This window comes from Pseudomonas palleroniana (assembly GCF_022836895.1).
In the GTDB taxonomy this organism is placed as follows: domain Bacteria; phylum Pseudomonadota; class Gammaproteobacteria; order Pseudomonadales; family Pseudomonadaceae; genus Aquipseudomonas; species Aquipseudomonas palleroniana.
Map to the genome: position 1 here is coordinate 4,501,106 of NZ_CP092411.1, position 21,829 is coordinate 4,522,934.

Annotated in this window: 3 protein-coding genes (1 of these 3 only partly in view); all 3 read right to left on the minus strand. The window is 64.8% G+C overall.

Annotated elements, in window-relative coordinates; genetic code table 11:
• A protein-coding gene (locus MJP36_RS28200; RefSeq protein WP_244383867.1) for a non-ribosomal peptide synthetase crosses the window boundary here: on the minus strand, positions 1 to 2,314 show its 5' end (the start). 17,186 nt of this gene lie to the left of the window's left edge; the window shows 2,314 of its 19,500 coding nt (coding positions 1-2,314); its start codon is at positions 2,312 to 2,314; the stop codon falls past the left edge of the window.
• Complete coding sequence (locus MJP36_RS20110; RefSeq protein WP_482082806.1) at positions 2,311 to 12,066, minus strand: non-ribosomal peptide synthetase; 9,756 nt, start codon at positions 12,064 to 12,066, stop codon at positions 2,311 to 2,313. The genes MJP36_RS28200 and MJP36_RS20110 overlap by 4 nt, the downstream gene beginning before the upstream one ends.
• 68 nt (positions 12,067 to 12,134) lie before the next feature.
• On the minus strand, positions 12,135 to 21,794 hold the full coding sequence (locus MJP36_RS20115; protein ID WP_244383868.1) for a non-ribosomal peptide synthetase: 9,660 nt from the start codon (positions 21,792 to 21,794) through the stop codon (positions 12,135 to 12,137).
• Positions 21,795 to 21,829 lie beyond the last annotated feature (35 nt).

Genomic DNA, 21,829 nt, shown 5'->3' on the forward strand with positions numbered 1-21,829 from the left:
CGCACAGGGCCGGCCAGACTTCCCAGGCCATCGCATCGAAACCAAACCCGGCGACGCTGGAGGTATGGCTGCCGGCGTGCAGGTCGAACGCATCGCAATGCCAGTTGACCAGGTTTTCCACGGTCTGATGTTCGACCATTACGCCCTTGGGCAGACCGGTGGAACCGGAGGTGTAAATCACATAGGCCAAGTGTGCCGGGCTCAGGCCGGCGACCTGGGGGTTGCCGCAGGCAGCACCGTGCAACAAGCGGCTGTCGAGTTCCAGCACCGGCACCTGCAACGTCGGTAAACGCTGGGCCAGCTCCGGCTGCACCAGCACCGCAACCGGGGCGCTGTCTTCGAGCAAGTAGCCGATGCGGTCCAGCGGGTGCGCCGGGTCGACGGGGACATACGCCGCACCGGCCTTGAGGATCGCCACCAGCCCGACCAGGGTGTCCAGGCTGCGCCGCGCGCAGATGGCCACGCGGTCGTCAGGCTGCACGCCCAGCTCGATCAGTTGAAAAGCCAGGTGGTTGGCCTGCTGGTTCAGCTCGGCATAGGACAGCGCCTGTCCGTCATACACCGCGGCGACCGCCTGCGGGTTGCGCTGCACGTGCTGTTCAATACGCTGGTGGAGCGTCAACCCACGTGGGTAGTCGATCTGGGTCTGGTTGAAGTCTTCAAGCACCTGTCGACGCTCAGCACTCGGCAGCACCGGCAGTTGATTGACCGCGAGCGTCGAGCCCTGCTCCAGCGCCTGCACCAGGTGTTCCAGGGCAACGTGCATGCGCTCGCAGAAACGTTGCGCGCCCAGCACCGGCAACGCCTGCACGGTGAAAGAGAAGCCGTCCGCCAGTTCATCGACACTGAGCGTCAGCGGGTAATTGGTGCGCTTGCGCTCTTCCGTGTGGAAGAACTCGATGCCGCGCCAGGCCGTTTGGGCCTGTTCGGACGCGAGGTCATGCGCTTTATGACGATAGTTGAGCAAGGCACTGAACAACGGTTGCGGCGCGGCCACGCCGCTGCAGCGTTGGGCCAGCACCAGCGGCGCGTGCTCATGGCCAAGCAACGCCGTCAGCCGTGCATGGGTCGCCTTGAGCGCGGCCGGTGCGTCCTGCTCGCCGATGTCCACTCGCAGCGGCAAGGTATTGATCAGCATACCCAGCGCATGCTCGGCGCCTTCGCCGCTGTCCATACGCCCGAGAAATACCGTGCCGAAGACCACCCGCTCATTGCCGGTAACGGCCGCCAGCACCTGGCCCCACGCCAGATGACACAGGCTGGCCGTGCTGACCCCCTGCTGCCGCGCCTGGGCTCGCAGGCGCTGGCTCAACGTCGTCGGGATCGTCAGCGCGGCCTCTTGCAGCAAATGCCCATCACCTTGCACATCCGCCAGGCCCAACGGCAGTGTCGGCGTGTCGACGTCGCCGAGCATCTCGTGGAAAAACGCTTCGTGCTGCTGCTCACTGACGCCCAGGCGCGCCTGCGCTACATAGTTGCGGTACGGCACCGGTTTGCCCAGTTGCGCAGCCTGGCCCAGCAAATAGTGCTGGATTTCATGCTGCACCACCGCCAACGCGGCGTGGTCGGATACGATGTGATGCAACATCATCAGGGCGAGCCAGCGCCCCGTCGCCGGGTCCTCGGCACACGCGATACGGATCAGCGGCGCCTGACTGAGATCCAGCCGGTAATGCTGGTTGTCAAAACGCTGCTCCAGTTGCTGGCGGATATCGCCGACGGTCGGGTCCAGGGCGACTTCTTCGACCTGCAGGCGGGCCTGGCGCAAGACCACTTGCACAGGTTCGTCGAGCCCTTCCCACAACACCGCCGTGCGGAAGCTGTCGTGCCGGTCGACCACGTGTTGCAGGGCCTGATTGAAATCGTCCAGGCATTGGCGGTTGTCCAGGCCGATCAGGCATTGCAAGACGTAAGGATCGCCCTGTGGCTCGGACAGGTGATGGAACAGCAGGCCCGATTGCAGCGGTGCCAGCGGGTAGATGTCCTGGATGTTGGGCGCGCCGCCGGGGATGCACGCGACGATGTGCTCGATAGTCGCCTGATCCAGCGTCATGAGCGTCAGCATGTCCGGGGTAATGCGCGTGCATTCGGCGGGGATGCGATTGGCCGGAATGGTGACTTGCCCGGCACGCTCTGCGCGGTACTCGCCGGCGTTGATCAAGGCGATCAACGCGGCCTTGTGTTCACGCAGCGCAGCCAGCACGCTGGGTTCCTTCAGCGCTTGCTTGTTGCCCTGCACCACGAGTTGCTCACCCTTGACTGCAAGTTGAACGTCTTTTTCTTTTAATGTCGCCAACAGTTCGAGAACACTCACAGGACCATCTCCATTCTTTCTGTAATTTCGGCGTATTCCCAGAGCGTGGGTTGCTCGAACAGCGCCTTGACGTTCGCATCGATGCCTTCCTGGCGGAGTCGCCCAATGAGGCTGACGGCCAATAACGAATGGCCGCCCAATTCAAAAAAGTGGTCATGCCGACCGACTTGCTCAACGTTCAACAATTCGCCCCAGAGCCGGGCCAGGGCCATTTCCGTGTCGCTCACCGGCGCTTCATAGGCACGCACCCGCAGCGTCGCCAGGTCCGGCGCCGGCAGGGCCTTGCGGTCCAGCTTGCCGTTGGGGCTCAGCGGCAATGCATCCAGACGCACGAACAGTTGCGGCACCATGTAGTCCGGCAATTGCGCCAGCAAATGCGTACGCAACGCCTCGGTCTCGGCCGGCGCGCCGGTGTAATAGGCCACCAGGCGCTTGTCGCCCGGCACGTCCTCACGGGCCAGCACCGTGGCTTCCTGGATATTCGGGAACTCGCCGAGGCGCGCCTGGATTTCCCCCAGTTCGATACGCAGGCCACGGATCTTCACCTGATCATCGTTACGCCCCAGGTACTCGATGTTGCCATCGGGCAGGAAGCGTCCAACGTCACCGGTGCGGTACATGCGTCCGGCGTTGAACGGGTCGTCGAGGAAGCGTTCGGCGGCCAGCTCCGGGCGGTTCAGGTAGCCACGGGCAACCTGCACGCCACCGATGAACAGCTCGCCACTGACACCCAGCGGCACCGGTTGCAGATGTTCGTCCAGCAGGTACATGCGCGTATTGGCGATCGGTTTGCCGATTGGCGTGTTATCCGGGGTGACCGGCCCTGCGCAATCCCACGCGGTGACGTCCACCGCCGCTTCGGTCGGCCCATAGAGGTTGAAGAGCGAGCTGGCCGGCAGTTGCTGCTTGAAGCGACGCACCACACTGCCAGGCAGTGCCTCACCGCTGCACATCACCCGCACCAGCCCGGCCGCCTGGCTGACATCGCCATGGGCGAGGAACACATCGAGCATGGAGGGCACGAAGTGCAGCGTGGTGACGCGCTCGGCCTGGATGATTTCGCATAGGTACTGCGGGTCCTTGTGCCCACCCGGGCGAGCCATGACCAGGCGAGCGCCGGTGAACAATGGCCAGAAGAATTCCCACACCGACACATCGAAGCTGAACGGGGTTTTCTGCAGCACCGTGTCGCTGGCGTCGAGGCCGTACTCTTCCTGCATCCACAACAGGCGGTTGACCACCGCGCTGTGCTCGTTGATCACCCCCTTGGGTTTACCGGTGGAGCCCGAGGTATAGATCACGTAAGCCTGGTGTTGCGGGGTCAACCCGGCAATCAGCGGATTGCTCGCCGACGCCTGTTGCCAGGTCTCCTGCTCCAGGTCCACCACCGGTACGCTGATTTCACCGAGCAGACCACGAGTCGCCTCTTGCACCAGCACCACGGCCGGCGCGCTGTCTTCGAGCATGTAGGTCAGGCGCTCCTGCGGATAAGCCGGGTCCAGCGGCACATAACCGCCACCGGCCTTGAGGATCGCCAGCAGGCCGATGACCATTTCGAGGCTGCGCTCGACGCAGATCGCCACGCGCGAATCCGGCTGTACACCCAGCTCACGCAGGTGATGGGCCAGACGGTTGGCGCGCTCATTCAGCGTGCGATAGCTCAGCTGCCGGGTGTCAGACAGCAGTGCAATGGCATCTGGCGTGCGTTGCACCTGGGCTTCAAACAGGCCGTGCAGGGTTTGTTGCAACGGGTAGTCGCGGGCCGTGTCGTTGAACGCCACCAGCAGCGTTTCGCGCTCCTCGGCCGGCAGTACTGACAGTTGCCACAAGGCCGTATGCGGTGCGGTCTCTAGCGCTTGCACCAGGTTGTACAAGGCGGTCTGCACATAATCCAGCACGCGTTGGGCATCCACCGCGATGGCCTGCACGTTCAAGCGGAAACTGTCGCCTTGGTCATCGACGTTCAACGCCAACGGGTAGTTGGTGCGCTCCTCGCTGGCCAGGGTTTCGATGCCGACCCAGGCGTCACGGGTCTGGTGCATCACCCCATCGCTGGCACTGTGGCGATAGTTGAGCATCGCGCTGAACAACGGTGCCGGCGCGGCCACGCCACTGCAACGCTGGGCCAGGGACAGCGAGGCATGCTCGTGCCCCAGCAGCGCCGACAGCCGTGCATGGGTTGCACGCACGCCGTCTTGTGCGCTGTGCTGACCGAGGTCGACGCGCAGCGGCAAGGTGTTGATGAACATGCCCAATGCGCGGTCGGCGCCTTGGCCGCCCTGCATACGCCCAACCAGTACCGTGCCGAACACCACATCCTGCTTGCCCGAAACCGCACCCAGCACCTGGGCGTAGGCCAGGTGGAACAGGCTGGCGACACTGACGCCCAGGGTACGCGCCGCCGCACGCAGGCGCTGGCTGACATCTGCCGGCAGCACCTGCGTGACCTCGGCCACGGTGTTGCCGTCGCCCTGCACGTCCTGCATGCCGAAGGGCAAGGTCGGTTCGTCAACGTCACCGAGCATCTCGCGGAAGAAGCTTTCATGTTCCTGTTCAACGCCGCCCAAACGTGTCTGGGCCACGTAGTTGCGGTACGGCACCGGCGCGGCCAGCGGTTCGGTGGAACCCAACAGGCTGGCCGCCATTTCCCAACTGACCACCTCCAGCGCGGTGTGGTCCAATGCCGTGTGGTGGAACAACAGCACCGCCACTATCCGTTCGTTGAGTTCATCACGGGCATAGGCCAGGCGCATCAACGGCGCCTGGCTGACATCCAGGCGGTAATGCCGGGCATCAAAGCGTGCATGCAGCTGGCTCAGGATGTCGCCCTCGGCCGGGTCGAGCACCAGTTCCTGCACCGCCAGATCGGCCTTGCGCCACACCACTTGCGCGGGGGTGCTCAGGCCCTCCCAGACAATCCCGGTGCGCAGGATGTCGTGACGGTCAATCACGCCTTGCAAGGCGTGGGCAAAGCGCTGCAGACGCTCCACGCTGTCGAACGCCATTTGCGACTGCAACAGGTACGGGTCGCCCTGCTCCGCCGTGATGTGGTGGTACAGGATGCCTTCCTGCAACGGTGCCAGGGCGTAGATATCCTGCACGTTGGCCACGCCGCCCGGCACACTGGCGACGATGCGGTCGATCGCCACCTGGTCCAGGTTCGCCAGGGGCAGCAGGTCCGGGGTGATACGCACGCAATCGGGCGTGATCAGGTTGGCCGGTACGGCTACCTCACGCCCACTGCCCACCGCAGCGGCCAGCGCTGCCAAAGTCGGCTGGCTGAACAGCACGCGCACGTCGGCGCTGAGGTCGGCGCGGCGCATGCGTTCGATCAGGTTGACCGCCATCAGCGAGTGGCCGCCCAGTTCAAAGAAGTTGTCGTGACGACCGACTTGCTCGACCTTGAGCAGGTCGGCCCAGATCTGCGCCAGTACGGTTTCCACTTCTCCTTGTGGCGCTTCGTAGCCACGGCTCAGCAGGGCTTCCTGGTCCGGTGCAGGCAGGGCCTTGCGGTCGACCTTGCCGTTGTTGGTCAGCGGCAGATGGTCCAGGCGCACGTAGGCGGCCGGCACCATGTAGTCCGGCAACTGCGCGTGCAGATGCTCACGCAAGGCTTGGATATCGACGTTTTCACGCTCGGTGAAATACGCCACCAGGCGCTTTTTCCCCGGTTCGTCCTCACGCACGAGTACCACCGCGTCCTTGACCTGGGGGTGTTCACTCAGGCGCGTTTCGATCTCGCCCAGTTCGATACGGAAACCGCGGATCTTCACCTGCTGGTCGTTACGCCCCTGATACTGCAAGGTACCGTCGGCACGCCAGGCCACCAGGTCGCCGGTGCGGTACATCAGCGCTCCGTCGTTGAACGGGTCGGCGAGGAATTTCTCCGCCGTCAGGTCAGCGCGGTTCAGGTAGCCCAGGGCGACACCCTGGCCACCGATGTACAACTCGCCGGTCACACCGACCGGCACCGGTTGTTGGCGGGCGTCGAGCACATAGGCACGGCTGTTGCCCACCGGACGGCCAATCGGGATGCTGCCCTCGTCTGCCCGCGTAATCTCATGGGTAGTCGAGAACGTCGTAGCCTCGGTCGGGCCGTAGCCGTTAAGCAGATGCTGGGGTGCTCCGTCCTTGAGGACCCGGGCGATCACGCTCGGATCGAGTACATCGCCACCGACAATCAAGTAACGCAGTTGCGGGAAGACCGGCAACAATCCTTCGGCGTACTGGTGGAACAACCCGGCGGTCATCCACAACACGCTGACTGCTTGTGCCTTCAGCAGCGCGGAAAAGTCGGCCTGGGACAGCAGCGTGTCCTGATCGACCACCACCACTGCCCCGCCATTGAGCAAAGGTGCCCAGACATCGAGGGTGCTGGCGTCAAACGCCGGGTTCGAAGCGAATGCCACGCGGTCCTGCTGATTGAAATCGGCATAGCCGTTGTTGATCACCAGGCGCGTGATCGCCCGATGCGGCACCAGCACGCCCTTCGGCGTACCGGTGGAGCCGGAGGTGTACATGATGTACGCCGCCGTCTCGGCGGATTGCTCCAACGCCGGGTTGTGCTCGGGTTCGTCGGCAAGGTCGAGGCGATCCAGATCTAGACGACGCGCCCCCTCCGGCACCTTGATCGAGGCTGCCGTCAGCAACAGAGCCGCTCCGCTGTCCGAGATCATGAAGGCTTGACGGTCCAACGGCGCGTTGACATCCAACGGTACATACACCGCCGCACACTTGCTGATTGCCAACTGGCTGACCAGCAGGTCCACGGAACGCTCCAGCAAAATCGCCACGCGGTCGCCGGGCGCAACGCCTTGGCCGAGCAGGTGATGGGCCAACTGGTTGGCCCGTCGGTTCAATTGCGCATAACTCACGGCTTGCTCGCCATGCACCGCCGCCGCCTGGGGAGCCGCCGCCGCATGGGCTTCGAACAGCGCGTGCAAGGTGCAGGTGTGCGGGTAATCCCTGGCAGTGCCATTGAACGCCTGCAGCACCTGATGACGCTCAGCCGGCGGCAGTATCGACACACCGTTGAGGGGCGCCGATGGCGTATGGGCCAGCGCATCGACCAACTGTTCGATGACGGTATTGAAGTAAACACCGATTTTTTCCGCGTCCAGCGTGGCAACCGCCAATATGCTCAGGCTGAACTGCTCGCCCAGGTCGTTGACACTCACGCTCAGCGGGTAGTTGGTGCGCTCATGCACATCCATCACCGCAATGCCGCGCCAGGCGTGCTGGTACTCGGCCTGCTCGGCCGACGATAGCAGCGCACTGTGCCGGTAGTTGAGCAAGGCACTGAACAACGGCACGCTCGCCGGCACCGCGCTGCAACGTTGCGCCAGCGCCAGTGCGGCGTGCTCATGGCCGAGCAAGCCACTCAGGCGGGCATGGGTGGCCTTGACCGCCGCCTGCACCGGCTGGTCATCGATATCGACACGCAGCGGCAGGGTGTTGATAAACATGCCCAGCGCCCGGTCGGCGCCGTCTCCGCCCTGCATGCGGCCCATCATCACCGTACCGAACACCACGCGGTCGGCCTGCGCGATAACACTCAGCACCCGCGCCCAGGCCAGGTGAAACACGCTCGCCGGGCTGACGCCCAGTTGCCGGGCATGTACACGCAGCCGGCGGCTCAGGCCCGCGTCGAGGGTCAGTTCGGCTTCGTCGATGTCCGCCCCGGCATCCTCGACGCTCTGCAGGCCAAACGGCAGGGTCGGTTCCTCGATGTCCGCCAACATTTCGCGAAAGAACGCTTCATGCTGCTGCTCACTGACGCCCAGACGCGCCTGGGCGACGTAGTTGCGATAGGGCACCGCCGCTCCCAGGCGGTCGGCGTGATCCAGCAGATACGCCTGCATTTCATGCTGCACCACCTCGACAGCGGTGTGATCGAGCACCAAGTGATGGAAGACAAAGAACGCGACGATTGTCCCGCGTGCCGCATCATGGGCGTAGACCAGGCGCATCAGTGGTGCCTGGTTCAGGTCGAGACGGGCGTAGCGCGCCCGTACTTCGGCACGCAGTTGCTCGGCGACTGGCGTTGCGCCAGGGGCCGGCGTGAACGGCTCCACCGGCAATGGCGCATGGCGCAACACCACTTGCATCGGCTGCTCCAACCCTTCCCAGAGCACGGCGGTGCGCAGGATGTCGTGGCGTTCGACCACCTGTTGCAGGGCTTGGCAAAACGCCTGAAACCGCGCGCTATCCGCCAATTCGAATTGCGACGTGAGGACGTACGGGTCACGGTGCTCGGCCGACAAGTGCAGGTAGAGAATGCCCTCCTGCAACGGCGCCAAGGGATAGATGTCTTGCACATTGGCCGCACCACCGGGCACCGCGGCGACGATCCGGTCGATGCTCGCCTGATCCAGTGTGGCCAGGGGCAGCAGGTCCGGGGTGATCCGAGTGCAGCCGGCCTCGATGCGATTGGCCGGTACCGCCACTTCATGGCCGGCGCCCACCGCCGCCGCCAGGGCCGCCAGGGTCGGCTGGCTGAACAGCACGCGTACATCGGCGCTCAGGCCCGCCTGGCGCATGCGCTCCACCAGGTTGACGGCCAGCAACGAATGCCCGCCCAGCTCGAAGAAGTGGTCATGCCGCCCCACCCGCTCGACCTTGAGCACATCGGCCCAGAGCTGCGCGAGGGTGGTTTCCACCTCGCCCTCCGGGGCTTCATAGCCTCGGCTGAGCAATGCTTCCAGCCCGGGCTCCGGCAGGGCCTTGCGGTCGAGCTTGCCGTTGGCGGTCAGCGGCAGGCTATCGAGCTGCACGTAGGCCACCGGCACCATGTATTCCGGCAACTGCACCTGGACAAAGCCACGCAGGCTCTCGGCGTCCAGCGCATGGTCGGCGGTGAAATAGGCGACCAGCCGCCCGTCACGGACCAGCACCACCGCTTCACGGACCTGGGGATGGGCGGCCAGGCAACTGTCGATTTCGCCCAGTTCGATGCGTACGCCACGGATTTTCACCTGGTCATCGTTACGCCCCAGGTACTCCAGGGTGCCGTCCTCACGCCAGCGCACCAGGTCTCCCGTGCGGTACATGCGCGCTTGCGGGTCGCGGCTGAACGGGTCCTGAAGGAAGCGTTCGGCGCTCATCTCAGGGCGGTTCAGATAACCCCGCGCCACCCCGGCACCGGCCACATACAGCTCGCCGGCCACTCCTTGCGGCAACAGTTGCCGTTGCGCATCGAGCACGTACACCTGCGCGTTGGCCACCGGTTTGCCGATGTGCAGGGGCTTGCCCGCTTCGATCAAGCCGGAGGTGGCAACGACCGTAGCTTCGGTCGGGCCGTAGTTGTTGACCAGCTTGAAGCGCCGAGGCGTATGGAACTGACGCAGACGGTCACCGCCAATCAGCAAGGTCTTGAGCGTCGGGTGTTCCAGGTGCTGGCTGAAGGCGTACTCGGCCACCGGCGTCGGCAGGAAGCTCACATCCAGCGGCTGGGCGACCCACCATTGCAGCAGTGCGTCGATGTCTTCATGGGCTTGCTGCGCAGGCGGCAGGTGCAGGGTCGCCCCCGCGCACAAGGCCGGCCAGACTTCCCAGGCCATGGCATCAAAACCGAAACCAGCCACGCTGGACGTCTGGCTGCCGGCGTGCAGGTCGAAGGCATCGCAATGCCAGTTCACCAGGTTCTCCAGGGTCTGGTGTTCGACCATCACCCCTTTGGGCTGGCCGGTGGAACCGGAGGTGTAGATCACATAGGCCAGGTGCGCCGGGGTCAGGCCGGCCACGTGCGGGTTGTCGACAGGCGTGGTGTGCCAGGCAGCCGAATTCAGATCGATGACCGCAACCGGCAGCCCGGCAACCAGGCCGGCGGTCGCCGCCTGCACCAGAACGGCCACGGGCGCGCTGTCTTGCAACAGGTAGGCAATACGCTCCTGGGGGTGCGCCGGGTCGACCGGCACGTAGGCCGCGCCAGCCTTGAGGATCGCCACCAGGCCCACCAGGGTTTCGACGCTGCGTCGAGCGCAGATCGCAACGCGATCGTCAGGGCCCACGCCCCGTTCGATCAAATGGTGGGCCAGTTGGTTGGCCTGCTCGTTGAGCTGTTGATAGCTCAGTTGCTGCGCGCCCTGGCGCACGGCCACCGCCTGGGGCAACGCCCGTACACGCGCCTCGAACCGGGCGTGAATGGTCTGCCCACGCGGGTAATCCCTGGCCGTGTGATTAAAACCGACCAACTGAAGGCGCCGCTCTTCGGCGGGCACGATCGGCAAAGCCTGCATCGGCGTGGCGTGGCCCTGCTCCAGCGCCTCGACCAGGCTGTGCAGCGCGGTGAGCAGATAACCGAGGATGCGCGCCAACGGCATGCTGGCGACGCCTTGCAGTGTCAGGTTGAAATCTTCACCGACATCATCCACCGACAGCACCAGCGGATAGTTGCTGCGCCCCTCGCCGCCCAGCAGCTCGATACCGTCCCATTGCGGCCCGCTCGATGCCGACGCGTGGCTCTGGCGATAGTTGATCAAGGCACTGAACAACGGCGTAGGCGCGGCCACGCCGCTGCAACGCTGAGCCAGCGCCAGCGGCGCGTGCTCATGCCCCAACAGGCGCGTCAGGCGCACATGGGCGGCCTTGGCCGCGGCCTGTACGTCCAGTGCGCCCACATCCAGACGCAGCGGCAAGGTATTGATAAACAGCCCCAGCCCGCGCTCACTGCCCTCGGCACCGCCCATGCGCCCCATCAGCACGGTGCCGAACACGACATCGTCACGCCCGGAAATACGCCCCAGCACCTGGGCCCAGGCCAAATGATGCAGGCTGGCGACGCTGACCACCTGCTGCCGGGCCTGGGTGCGCAGGCGTCGACTCAACTCGGCGTCGAGTCGATGGACCTGTTCGCCGACCTGCTCGTCGCCCTGCACATCCTGATGACCGAAAGGCAGGGTCGGCTCATCCAGATCGCCAAGCATGTCGCGAAAGAACCCTTCATGCTCCTGCTCGGTCGTGCCCAGGCGTGCCTGGGCCACATAGTTGCGGTATGGCACCGCCGCGCCGAGCTGTTCGGCATTGCCGTACAGACAGGCATGGATCTCCTGATACACCACCTGCATGGCCACATGGTCAATGGCGATGTGATGGAACAGCAACATCGCCACCCACCGCTGGTTGGCCGGGTCTTCGGCGAACACCACACGCAACAGCGGCGCCTGGCCCAGAGGCATATGCATCGAGCGGGTGTCGAAGCGCCGGTACAACTGCTCGGTGATCGGCCCGTCTGCCGGGTCGAGCAGCACCTCGTCGATCATCAGTTGCGACTCGCGCCAGACCACCTGCACCGGCTCATCCAGCCCCTCCCAGACAATGCTGGTGCGCAGGATGTCGTGACGGTTGACCACCTGCTGCAGGGCCAGGGCAAAAGCCTCCAGGCGCGGCCGCGTGGTGATCGCGAACTGTGAGCGCATCAGGTAGAGGTCGCCTTGGCGCGCCGTGACGTGGTGGTAGAAAATCCCCTGCTGAAGCGCCGCCAGCGGGTAAATGTCCTGCACATTTGCGGTGCCGCCGGGCACCGTGGCGACGATACGGTCAATCGCCGCCTGGCTCAGGTTGACCAGCGGCAGCAGCGCCGGGGTGATCCGGGTGCAGTCAGGGCGGATGGCATTGGCCGGAACCTCGAGTTGCCCAGCGCGCTGCGCCGAGTAATCGCCGGCCTTGATCAAGGCGATCAGCGCGGCTTTATGCTCGCGCAGCGATGCCAGCACGCCCGGCTCGCTCAAGGCCAGCTTGTTGCCCTGCAACACGAGTTGATCGCCCTTGACGGACAGCTGCACATCCTTTTGCTTCAGTGTCGCCAACAGTTCGATAACACTCACAGGACCATCTCCATTCTTTCCGTAATTGCCGCGTACTCCCACAGCGTGGAGTGTTCGAACAGCGCCTTGACGTTGGCCTCGATGCCTTCCTGGCGTAAGCGCCCGATCAAGCTGACCGCCAGTAACGAATGCCCACCCAGCTCCAGGAAGTTGTCGTGGCGACCCACGCGCTCGACCTTCAACAACTCCGTCCAGAGCCGCGCCATGGCGGTTTCAATTTCGCCCTGAGGGGCTTCGTAGGCATGGGTGCGCAGCGCTCCCACGTCCGGCGCCGGCAGGGCCTTGCGATCAAGCTTGCCGTTGGGGCTCAGCGGCAGCGCGTCAAGGTGCACGAAGAGTTGCGGCACCATGTAGTCGGGCAATTGCTCCAACAGGTGCGCACGCAGCGCCTCGGTGGCGGCCGGCACGCCGGTGTAATAGGCCACCAGGCGTTTGTCGCCCGGCACGTCCTCACGGGCCAGCACCGTGGCTTCCTGGAGATGCGGGAACTCGCCGAGGCGTGCCTGGATTTCCCCCAGCTCAATGCGCACACCACGGATTTTCACTTGGTCATCGTTGCGGCCCAGGTACTCGATGTTGCCATCGGGCAAATACCGTGCAACGTCACCGGTACGGTAGATTCGCCCAGCACTGTAAGGGTCCTTGAGGAAACGCTCGGCGTTCAACTCGGGACGGTTCAGGTAGCCTCGGGCAACCTGCACACCACCGATGAACAGCTCGCCACTGACGCCCAGCGGCACCGGCTGCAAGTGCGCGTCGAGCACGTACATGCGCACGTTGCCAATCGGCTTGCCGATCGGGGTGTTGTCCGGGGTAACGGCGCCGTTGCAATCCCACGCCGTGACCTCTACCGCCGCTTCGGTGGGGCCATAGTGGTTGAACAAGGCACTGTCCGGCAGTTGCGCCTTGAAACGGCGCACCAGGCTGCCCGGCAAGGCCTCGCCGCTGCACATCACCCGTACCAGCCCGGCCGCCTGGCTGACATCGCCATGGGCCAGGAACACATCGAGCATCGAGGGCACAAAATGCACCGTGGTGATCCGTTCGGCCTGGATCACCTCACACAGGTAGGCCGGGTCTTTATGCCCACCGGGGCGAGCCATGACCAGGCGCGCACCGGTGAACAGCGGCCAGAAGAATTCCCACACCGACACGTCGAAGCTGAACGGGGTTTTCTGCAGGAGCGCATCCGAGCCGTCCAGGCGATAGGTGTCCTGCATGCACAGCAGGCGGTTGACCACCGGGCTGTGTTCGTTGATCACGCCCTTGGGCTTGCCGGTGGAACCTGAGGTGTAGATCACGTAGGCCTGATGCTGCGGGGACAATTGGGCAATCAGCGGGTCGTTTGCCGGTTGGTGCTGCCAAGTGACGTGCTCCAGGTCGACCACCGGCACGCCGACGTCACCGAGCAAGGCGCGGGTAGAGCCTTGTACCAGGACCACCGACGGCGCGCTGTCTTCCAGCATGTAGGCCAGGCGGTCCAGCGGATACGCCGGGTCCAGCGGCACGTACCCGCCGCCGGCCTTGAGGATCGCCAGCAGCCCGATGACCATCTCGACGCTGCGCTCAACACAGATGCCGACCCGCGACTCCAGTTCTACGCCCTGTTCGAGCAGATGATGGGCGAGACGGTTGGCATGTTGGTTCAGCTCGCGATAGCTCAGGCGCCGGCCGTCCGCCTGCAGCGCAATCGCGTCCGGCGTGCGCTGCACCTGGGCTTCGAACAAGCCGTGAATCGTCTGTTGCACCGCGTGGTCCTGGGCGGTGTCGTTGAAGCGCTCCAGCAGGGTCTCACGCTCGGTTGCCGGGATCACCGAGAGGTGCCGCACAGCAGTGTGCGGCGCCGTCTCCAGCGCCTCCACCAATTGCTGCAAAGCGGTCTGCATGTAGGCTGCTACGCGCTGGGCATCCACGCCACTGGTCTGTACGCCGAGCAGGAAGCCTTCGCCTTGGTCGTCCACCGACAGCATGCACGGGTAGTTGGTGCGCTCACGCACCTCCAGCACCTGCGCGCCGGACCAATACTGCGGCCCTTCGCGCTCCAGCAACGGGCTGTGTCGGTAGTTGAGAATTGAACTGAACAGCGGCGACGAAGCCGGCACGGCGCTGCAACGCTGCGCCACCACCAACGGTGCATGTTCATGCCCCAAGAGTGCCGAGAGCCGGGCGTGTACAGCGCGCACCGCGGCACGCACGCCTTGCTCATCGATGCTGACCCGCAGCGGCAAGGTGTTGATGAACATGCCCAGCGCCCGGTCAGCGCCGTCGCCACTTTGCATGCGCCCCAGCAACACGGTGCCGAACACCACGTCATCCCGCCCGCTGACGCTGGCCAGCACCCGCGCCCAGGCCAGGTGGTGCAGGCTGGCCGCGCTGACACCCAAGTGGCGCGCCTGCGCCCGCAGGCGCCGGCACAGCCCAGCTTCGAGCTGGATCTTGGCTTCTTCAGCCGCGAGCCCGTCACCCTGCACTTCCTGCAGGCCGAACGGCAGCGTCGGCTCATCGATGTCGCCAAGCATTTCACGGAAGAACTGTTCGTGGTCGGCCTGACTGACGCCCAACAGCGCCTGCGCCACGTAATTGCGGTACGGTATCGCCGCGTCCAACTGTGCAAAACCGCCACTGCGATAGGCAAGGACCTCCTCGCTGATCACATCCAAGGCCGTGTGGTCCATGGCAATGTGGTGGAACAGCAGCATCGCCAGCCAGCGCTGGTTGGCCTCATCGTGCACGTAGGCCAGGTGCAGCAGCGGCGCCTGGCTCAACTCCAGCCGCACCCGTCGCGGGTCGAAGTGCGCGTGCAATTGTTCCAGCATGGCGCCCCGAGCCGGATCGAAATGCAGTTCTTCGAGAGGCAGCTCGGCGCGGCGCAGTACCACTTGCACCGGCTGTTGCAGGTCCTCCCAGTAGATCGCGGTACGCGTCATGTCATGCCGGTCAATCACGGCCTGCAGCGCCTGGATGAAGGTCTCGAGCTGCGCGCGACTGTCCAGGCTGAAGGTCGCCTGCAACAGGTAGGGGTCGCCCTGCTCGCTGGTGATGTGGTGGTACAAAATGCCCTGCTGCAACGGTGCCAGCGGGTAGATGTCCTGCACATTGCGCGCCCCGCCCGGCACCCGCGCGACGATACGGTCGAGGGTGTCCTGCCCCAGGTCGATCAGGCTCAGCATGTCGGCGCGGATGTGTGCGCAATCCGCCGGGATACCGTTGGCCGGCACCTGGATTTCACTGCCGCCCCCCACCGCTGCCGCGAGGGCCGCCAGTGTCGGCTGGCCGAACAGCACGCGCACGTCGGCGCTCAGGCCCTGTTGGCGCATGCGTTCGATGAGCTTGACCGCCAGCAGCGAGTGGCCACCCAGTTCGAAGAAGTTGTCTTGGCGCCCCACGCGGGCCACACCCAGCAGCTGGCTCCACAGTTCCGCCAGGGTGGTCTCGATGGCGGTGTGCGGGGCTTCATAATCACGGCTGGCGAACGCCTCGACATCCGGCACCGGCAAGGCGCGGCGGTCGAGCTTGCCGTTGGGCGACAGCGGCAGCGCGTCCAGATGCACATAGGCCGCAGGGATCATGTAGTCGGGCAGTAGCGCCTGCAGATGCTCGCGCAGCACGTCGACACCCGCAGGCTGCGCCTCGGCGTGGGCGGTGAAATAGGCCACCAGGCGCTTGTCGCCGGGGCTGTCTTCGCGCACCAGCACCGCCGCATCGCGGATGCCCGGATGCTGGGCCAGGCGCGCTTCGATCTCGCCCAGTTCCACACGGAAACCGCGGATCTTGATCTGACCGTCGTTACGCCCCAGATAATCGATTTGACCGTCGGCCTGGTAGCGCCCCAAGTCACCGGTTTTATACAGGCGGCCGTGGGGCATGAAGGGGTCGGCCAGGAAGCGTTCGGCGGTCAGGTCATCGCGGTGCAAATAACCACGGGCCACGCAGGCGCCGCCAATATAGATTTCACCGGCAACTCCCAACGGCACCGGTTGCAGGTGTTCGTCGAGCAGGTAGATCCGCGTGTTGGCCACGGGCACGCCAATCGATGGCAGCACCGGCCAGGACCGCGCATCCCCCTTAAGGGTCAGGGCCGTGGTGACATGGGATTCGGTCGGCCCATAGTGGTTGTGCAAGCGGCAGCCAGGCAGGCGCTGGAACAGCTCGCGCATCGGCTCGCTGATACGCAGTTGTTCACCGGCGGTGATCACATCCTGCAGCGCACAGGGCAAGCGCCCCAACTCGGGCGTCTCGGCCACGGCTTCGGCCAACGCCTGCAGGGCAATGCACGGCAGGTACAGGCGTTGCACGCGCTGCTCGCAGAGATGTCGGAACAGTGCGCGGAAATCCAGGCGCAAGTCACCCGGGATCAACGACAGCTCACCGCCTGCGCACAGGGTGCTGAAGACCTCCTGGAAGGCCACGTCAAAGCCCAATGCGGCAAACTGCAGGGTGCGCTGGGCCGGACGGCCATCGGCCAGGGTTTGCGCAATCTGCCACTGCATCAGGTTGACCAGCGGCCCGTGTGGCATGGCGACGCCCTTGGGCTGGCCGGTGGAGCCGGAGGTGTAGATCACGTAGGCCAGGGCCTCGGCATTCAGGCCCGCTACTTGCGGGTTGTGCGCGGGCTGCGCAGCGAGGCCGTCAACCGCATCCAGCAACAAGGTCGGCACGCTGCACGGGTGGAAACGTTGCGCCAGGCGCTGCTGGGTCAGCAAGGCCCTGGGTGCGCTGTCTTGCAGCATGTACCCCAGGCGTTCGTCCGGGTACGCCGGGTCCAAGGGCACATAACCCGCGCCGGCCTTGAGAATCGCCAGCAGGCCGGCGACCATTTCCAGGCTGCGCTCGGCGCAGATCGCCACACGGTCATTGGCGCCGATGCCGTCGGCGATCAGGCGGTGGGCAAGCCGGTTGGCCAGGGCGTTCAAATCGCCATAGCTGAGCGACTCGCCGGCATAGGTCACGGCGATCGCCTCCGGCTGGCGCTGCGCCTGGGCTTCGAACAGCGCGTGCACGGTTGCCGTGACCGGGTATTGAATATCGACGGCGTTGAAGTCGGCCAGCAGTACCTGACGTTCAGCGTCCGGCAGGATCGCGAGGCTATGCAACGCTTGATCCGGCTGGTGCTCCAGGGCGTCGGCGATGGCTTCGAGTACGCGGTGCATGTAGCCGCAGATGCGCTGCGGGTCGACGCCGGCCACGGCTTGCACGCTCAAGCCGAAGGCATCACCGAGGTCGTCCACCGACAACATCAGCGGGAAGTTGGTGCGTTCTTCGCCGCCGACCATTTCCACCCCGCCCCAGACCAGGGCCTTGCCGGCATCTTCCGCCGATTGTGCGCCGACGGCGGCATGCCGGTAGTTGAGCAAGGCGCTGAACAGCGGTGTCGGTGCCGCCACGCCACTGCACCGTTGTGCCAGGGACAGCGGCGCATGTTCATGGCCGAGCAAGGCGGCCAGGCGCGCATGGGTGGTTTTCAGCGCACGTTCGACACCCTGGTCGCCCGCTTCAACGCGCAATGGCAAGGTATTGATGAACATACCGAAGGCACGGTCGGCGTCTTCGCCGCTGCTCAGGCGGCCCATCAACACGGTGCCGAACACCACGTCGCGGCGTGCGGCCAGATGCCCGACCACCTGGCCCCAGGCCAAGTGGTACAGGCTGGCATTGCTCACGCCCAGGCGCCGGGCCTGGGTGCGCAGGCGCTGCCCGAGCAGCTTGGCCACCGGCACGCTGGCTTGGGTCACCCCTTGGCCATCGCCCTGCACATCCTGCAAGCCGAACGGCAAGCTCGGCTCGTCGACGTCGCCCAGCATCTCGCGGAAGAACGTCTCGTGGGAGGCCTGGCTGATGCCCAGGCGGGTCTGCGCCACATAGTTGCGATACGGCACCGACGGCGCCAACCGATCGCCGCGACCTTGCATCACGGCCTCGATTTCCTGGCCCAGCAGCGCCAGCGAGGTCGCGTCATCGATCAGGTGATGGAATTGCAGGACCGCAACCCAGCCGGTACCTGGGAGGTCTTGGGCGATATGCAGGGCCATCATCGGCGCGCGGGTCAGGTCCATGCGCGTGTGACGTGGGTCAAAGCGCTCGGACAGTTGCGTGGCCACCGCTCCCACTGCCGGATCGAACTGTACTTCCTGCACGGGCAGGCGTGCCTCGCGCCAGACCACTTGCACCGGCTCGTCGAGACCTTGCCAGGCCACCGAGGTGCGCAGGATATCGTGGCGATCGATGACCTGTTGCAGGGCCTCGACAAAGCTCTGCACCTGCTCGCGACCGGACATGCGCAACACCGCCTGCAACAGGTAGGGGTCGCCCTCGGTGCTGGCCTGGTGGTGGAACAGGATGCCTTCCTGCAACGGCACCAGCGCATAGATATCCTGTACGTTGGCGACACCGCCGGGGATGCCGGCGACCACGCGGTCGATCTGCTCCTGGGGCAAACGCGTCAGGGGCAACATGGCCGGAGTGATCCGCGTGCAATCGGCCGGGATCGCATTGGCCGGCACCTGTACCTGGTGTCGGCTGCCGGCGGCAGCGGCCAGCGCGACCAAGGTCGGCTGGCCGAACAGCACGCCCACATCCGCGTTCAGGCCAACCTGGCGCATGCGCTCGATCAGCTTGACCGCCAACAGCGAGTGGCCGCCCAACTCAAAGAACTGATCATGCCGCCCTACCCGCTCGACGCCCAAGAGTTCGCTCCAGAGGCGCGCCAGGGTGGTTTCAAGCTCACCTTGCGGCGGCGCGTACTCGCGTCGCGCAAAGGCTTCGGTATCCGGCGCCGGCAAAGCCTTGCGATCCAGCTTGCCATTGGTGGTCAGCGGCAAACTCTTCAACAGCACAAAGGCGCTGGGCACCATGTACTCGGCCAGGGACACGCGCAGCTGCGTGCGCAACTCGGCGGCCGACGGTTCAGCGCCGTCGGTGGCGATCACATAGGCCACCAGGCGCTGGTCTCCCGGCTCATCCTCGCGGGCGATCACCACCGCTTCGCGCACGCCTTCACAGGCGGCCAAGCGAGCCTCGATCTCACCCAGCTCGATACGGAAACCACGGATCTTCACCTGGTCGTCGTTACGCCCCAGGTAGTCGATGCTGCCGTCCGCCTGCCAACGACCCAGGTCGCCGGTACGGTACATACGTGCGCCCGCAGTGGTGTCAAACGGGTCGTCGAGGAAGCGCTCGGCATTCAATTGCGGCCGGTTCAAGTAACCACGGGCCACGCCCGCGCCACCCACGTACAACTCACCTTCCACGCCGTGCGGGACGGGCCGGCCCTGTGCATCGAGGATGTACAGGCGCAGGTCCGGTATGCGCCCGCCAATCGGGCTCGTGCCGACGCGTTGGGCGTCAGCGGCGGTCAGTGCGCGATAGGTCACATGCACGGTGGTTTCGGTGATGCCGTACATGTTCACCAGTTGCGTAGCGGCGTTGCTCGCACGCGCATACCACGGCTTGAGAATCCCCGGTTCCAGGGCTTCACCGCCGAAGATCACCTGGCGCAGGGAATGCTTCAGGGCACTCTGGCCCTGGGCCGCAATCAACGAACGGAAGGCACTCGGCGTCTGGTTGAGGATAGTCACCCCGCCGCTGCACAACAGCGCATAACAGGCGTCCGGCGAACGGCTGGTGAGCTGCGGCACCACCAGCAACTGCCCACCGTGGATGAGCGCGCCCCAGATTTCCCAGACCGAGAAGTCAAACGCAAACGAGTGGAACAGTGCCCACACATCTTGCTCGTTGAAATGGAACCAGCCCTCGGTGGCGCTGAACAGGCGCGCCACGTTGCGGTGCTCGATCATCACGCCCTTGGGCAAGCCGGTGGAACCGGAGGTGTAGATCACGTACGCCAGGTGGGCCGAAGTCAGGCCCGGTACGTGGGGATTCTGAGTGGACTCACCCTGGCAATCGCCGCCGTCCAGTTCGAGCACCGGCACCGACAGCTCGGTCACCAGGGCACGGGTCGCCTGCTGCACCAACACCGCTACCGGCGTGCTGTCCTGCAGGGTGTAGCTGATGCGTTCCTGTGGGTACGTCGGGTCGATCGGCACGTAACCGGCGCCGGCCTTGAGGATGCCGAGCAGGCCGATGATCATGTCCAGCCCGCGCTCGACGCAGATCGCCACCCGGTCATCCGGGCGCACGCCCAGGCTCAGCAAACGATGCGCCACCTGGTTGGCGCAGCGGTTCAAGTCGCCATAGCTCAAGTGTTGGCCGTCGAAAATCAGCGCTGTCGAATGGGGCCGCGCTGCCGCCTGCGCCTCAAACTGCCCATGGAGAGTGGCATGGCTGGGGTACGTGCCGACGTCGGCATTCCAATGCTGCATCAGCGCACGGTCGGCTTCGGTGGTCAACGAAAACTCAGCCACGGCCAGATCGGCATTCTCCAGGGCCTGCTCGAGCACGCGGGTAAAGCGCTCGGCCAGGGTCTCGATATCATCGGCGTTGAAATACGCTTCGTTATAAACGTAGTGCGCCCACGCCTTGTCCTTGTGATTACTCGCCCGCAGGTGAAACGCCAGAGGCATCTGCTCGTGGTTGTTGGTGACTTTGAGCAGGTGCCCGCCCTGCTCGGCGAACTGGTACAGGTGGTCGTCCTGTTCGTAAGACAGAGTCAGGTCGAACAGTTGGCCACCTTCGGTCCGAAGGTTCATGCCGCTCAAAGGGAAGCGTTGGTGGCGATAATCCTGCTTGAGTGCATCGCGTACCGCGCCGACCAGGGCGCTGAAGGTCAGCTCGCGACCGAGGCTGAAGCGCACGGCGCTGACCTGGGTAAACAGACCCAAGGTGGTTTTGAACTTGGCCGAGCGGTTGAGCAACGGCAAGCCCACCACCCATTCATCGCGCTGGCTCACACGCGTGAAGTAGACATACATGGCCGCCAGCAACACGTGGTAGGTCGAGGCCTGGCAGGCTTTCGCCAGCTCTCCCATACGATCGTGCAACACCACCGGGAACGGCCGCACATAGTGCCGGCCAGGGGCTTTGCCCTTGGCATGCTGGTTCTGATAACGCGGGGCAAACAGCGCTTCGGGCAGGGTCTGATACTTGTGCTGCCAGTATTCGCGATCCTTTGCATAACGTGCCGACTCGCGGTAACGCAGGTCTTCATCAATGAAGTCGACATAGGAGCTGGCCTGCATGTCAGGCTGTCGCGCCTCGGCCAGGTCGCTGTAGATGCCGCCCAGCGATTGCAGCATTTCACCGAAGGCCCAGCCGTCGAGAATGATGTGGTGGGCCTGGCTGGCGAAGTAGTAGTGCGCCTCCCCCAACTTGATCAGGAAAAAGCGAAACAGCGGCGCCTGGGTCAGCGAAAACGGACGGGCCATATGCTCGCCCATCCATACCAACGCGGCGCTGACAGGATCGGCGTGTTCAGAGAGGTCTAGCAGCGGAACCTCCACCGGCACAGTTGACGCGATACATTGCAGCGGCACGCCATCGGCATCGGTGGCTTCCAGCAGCGTGAGGCGCAGGGCGTCGTGCTTGGCCACCAGCAACTCGGCGGCGCGTTGCATCCGCTCGGCGTTGATCGGGCCGTTGAGCTCCAGGTAAGAGCCGATGTTGTACAGCGGCGATTCAGCCTGCGTGATCTGGTCCAGCCAGATGGCTTTCTGCGCGGCGGTCAGCGGGAATGTCTGCGGCAACTGCACGGGCGAATTCATGCGATCACCTGCGCGGTAAACCCTGCCACGGCAAG

What these genes read in the sequence shown, in the direction of transcription:
- MJP36_RS20115 (WP_244383868.1), bottom strand. Translation starts at nt 21,794, where the DNA reads ATGAATTCGCCCGTGCAGTTGCCGCAGACATTCCCGCTGACCGCCGCG.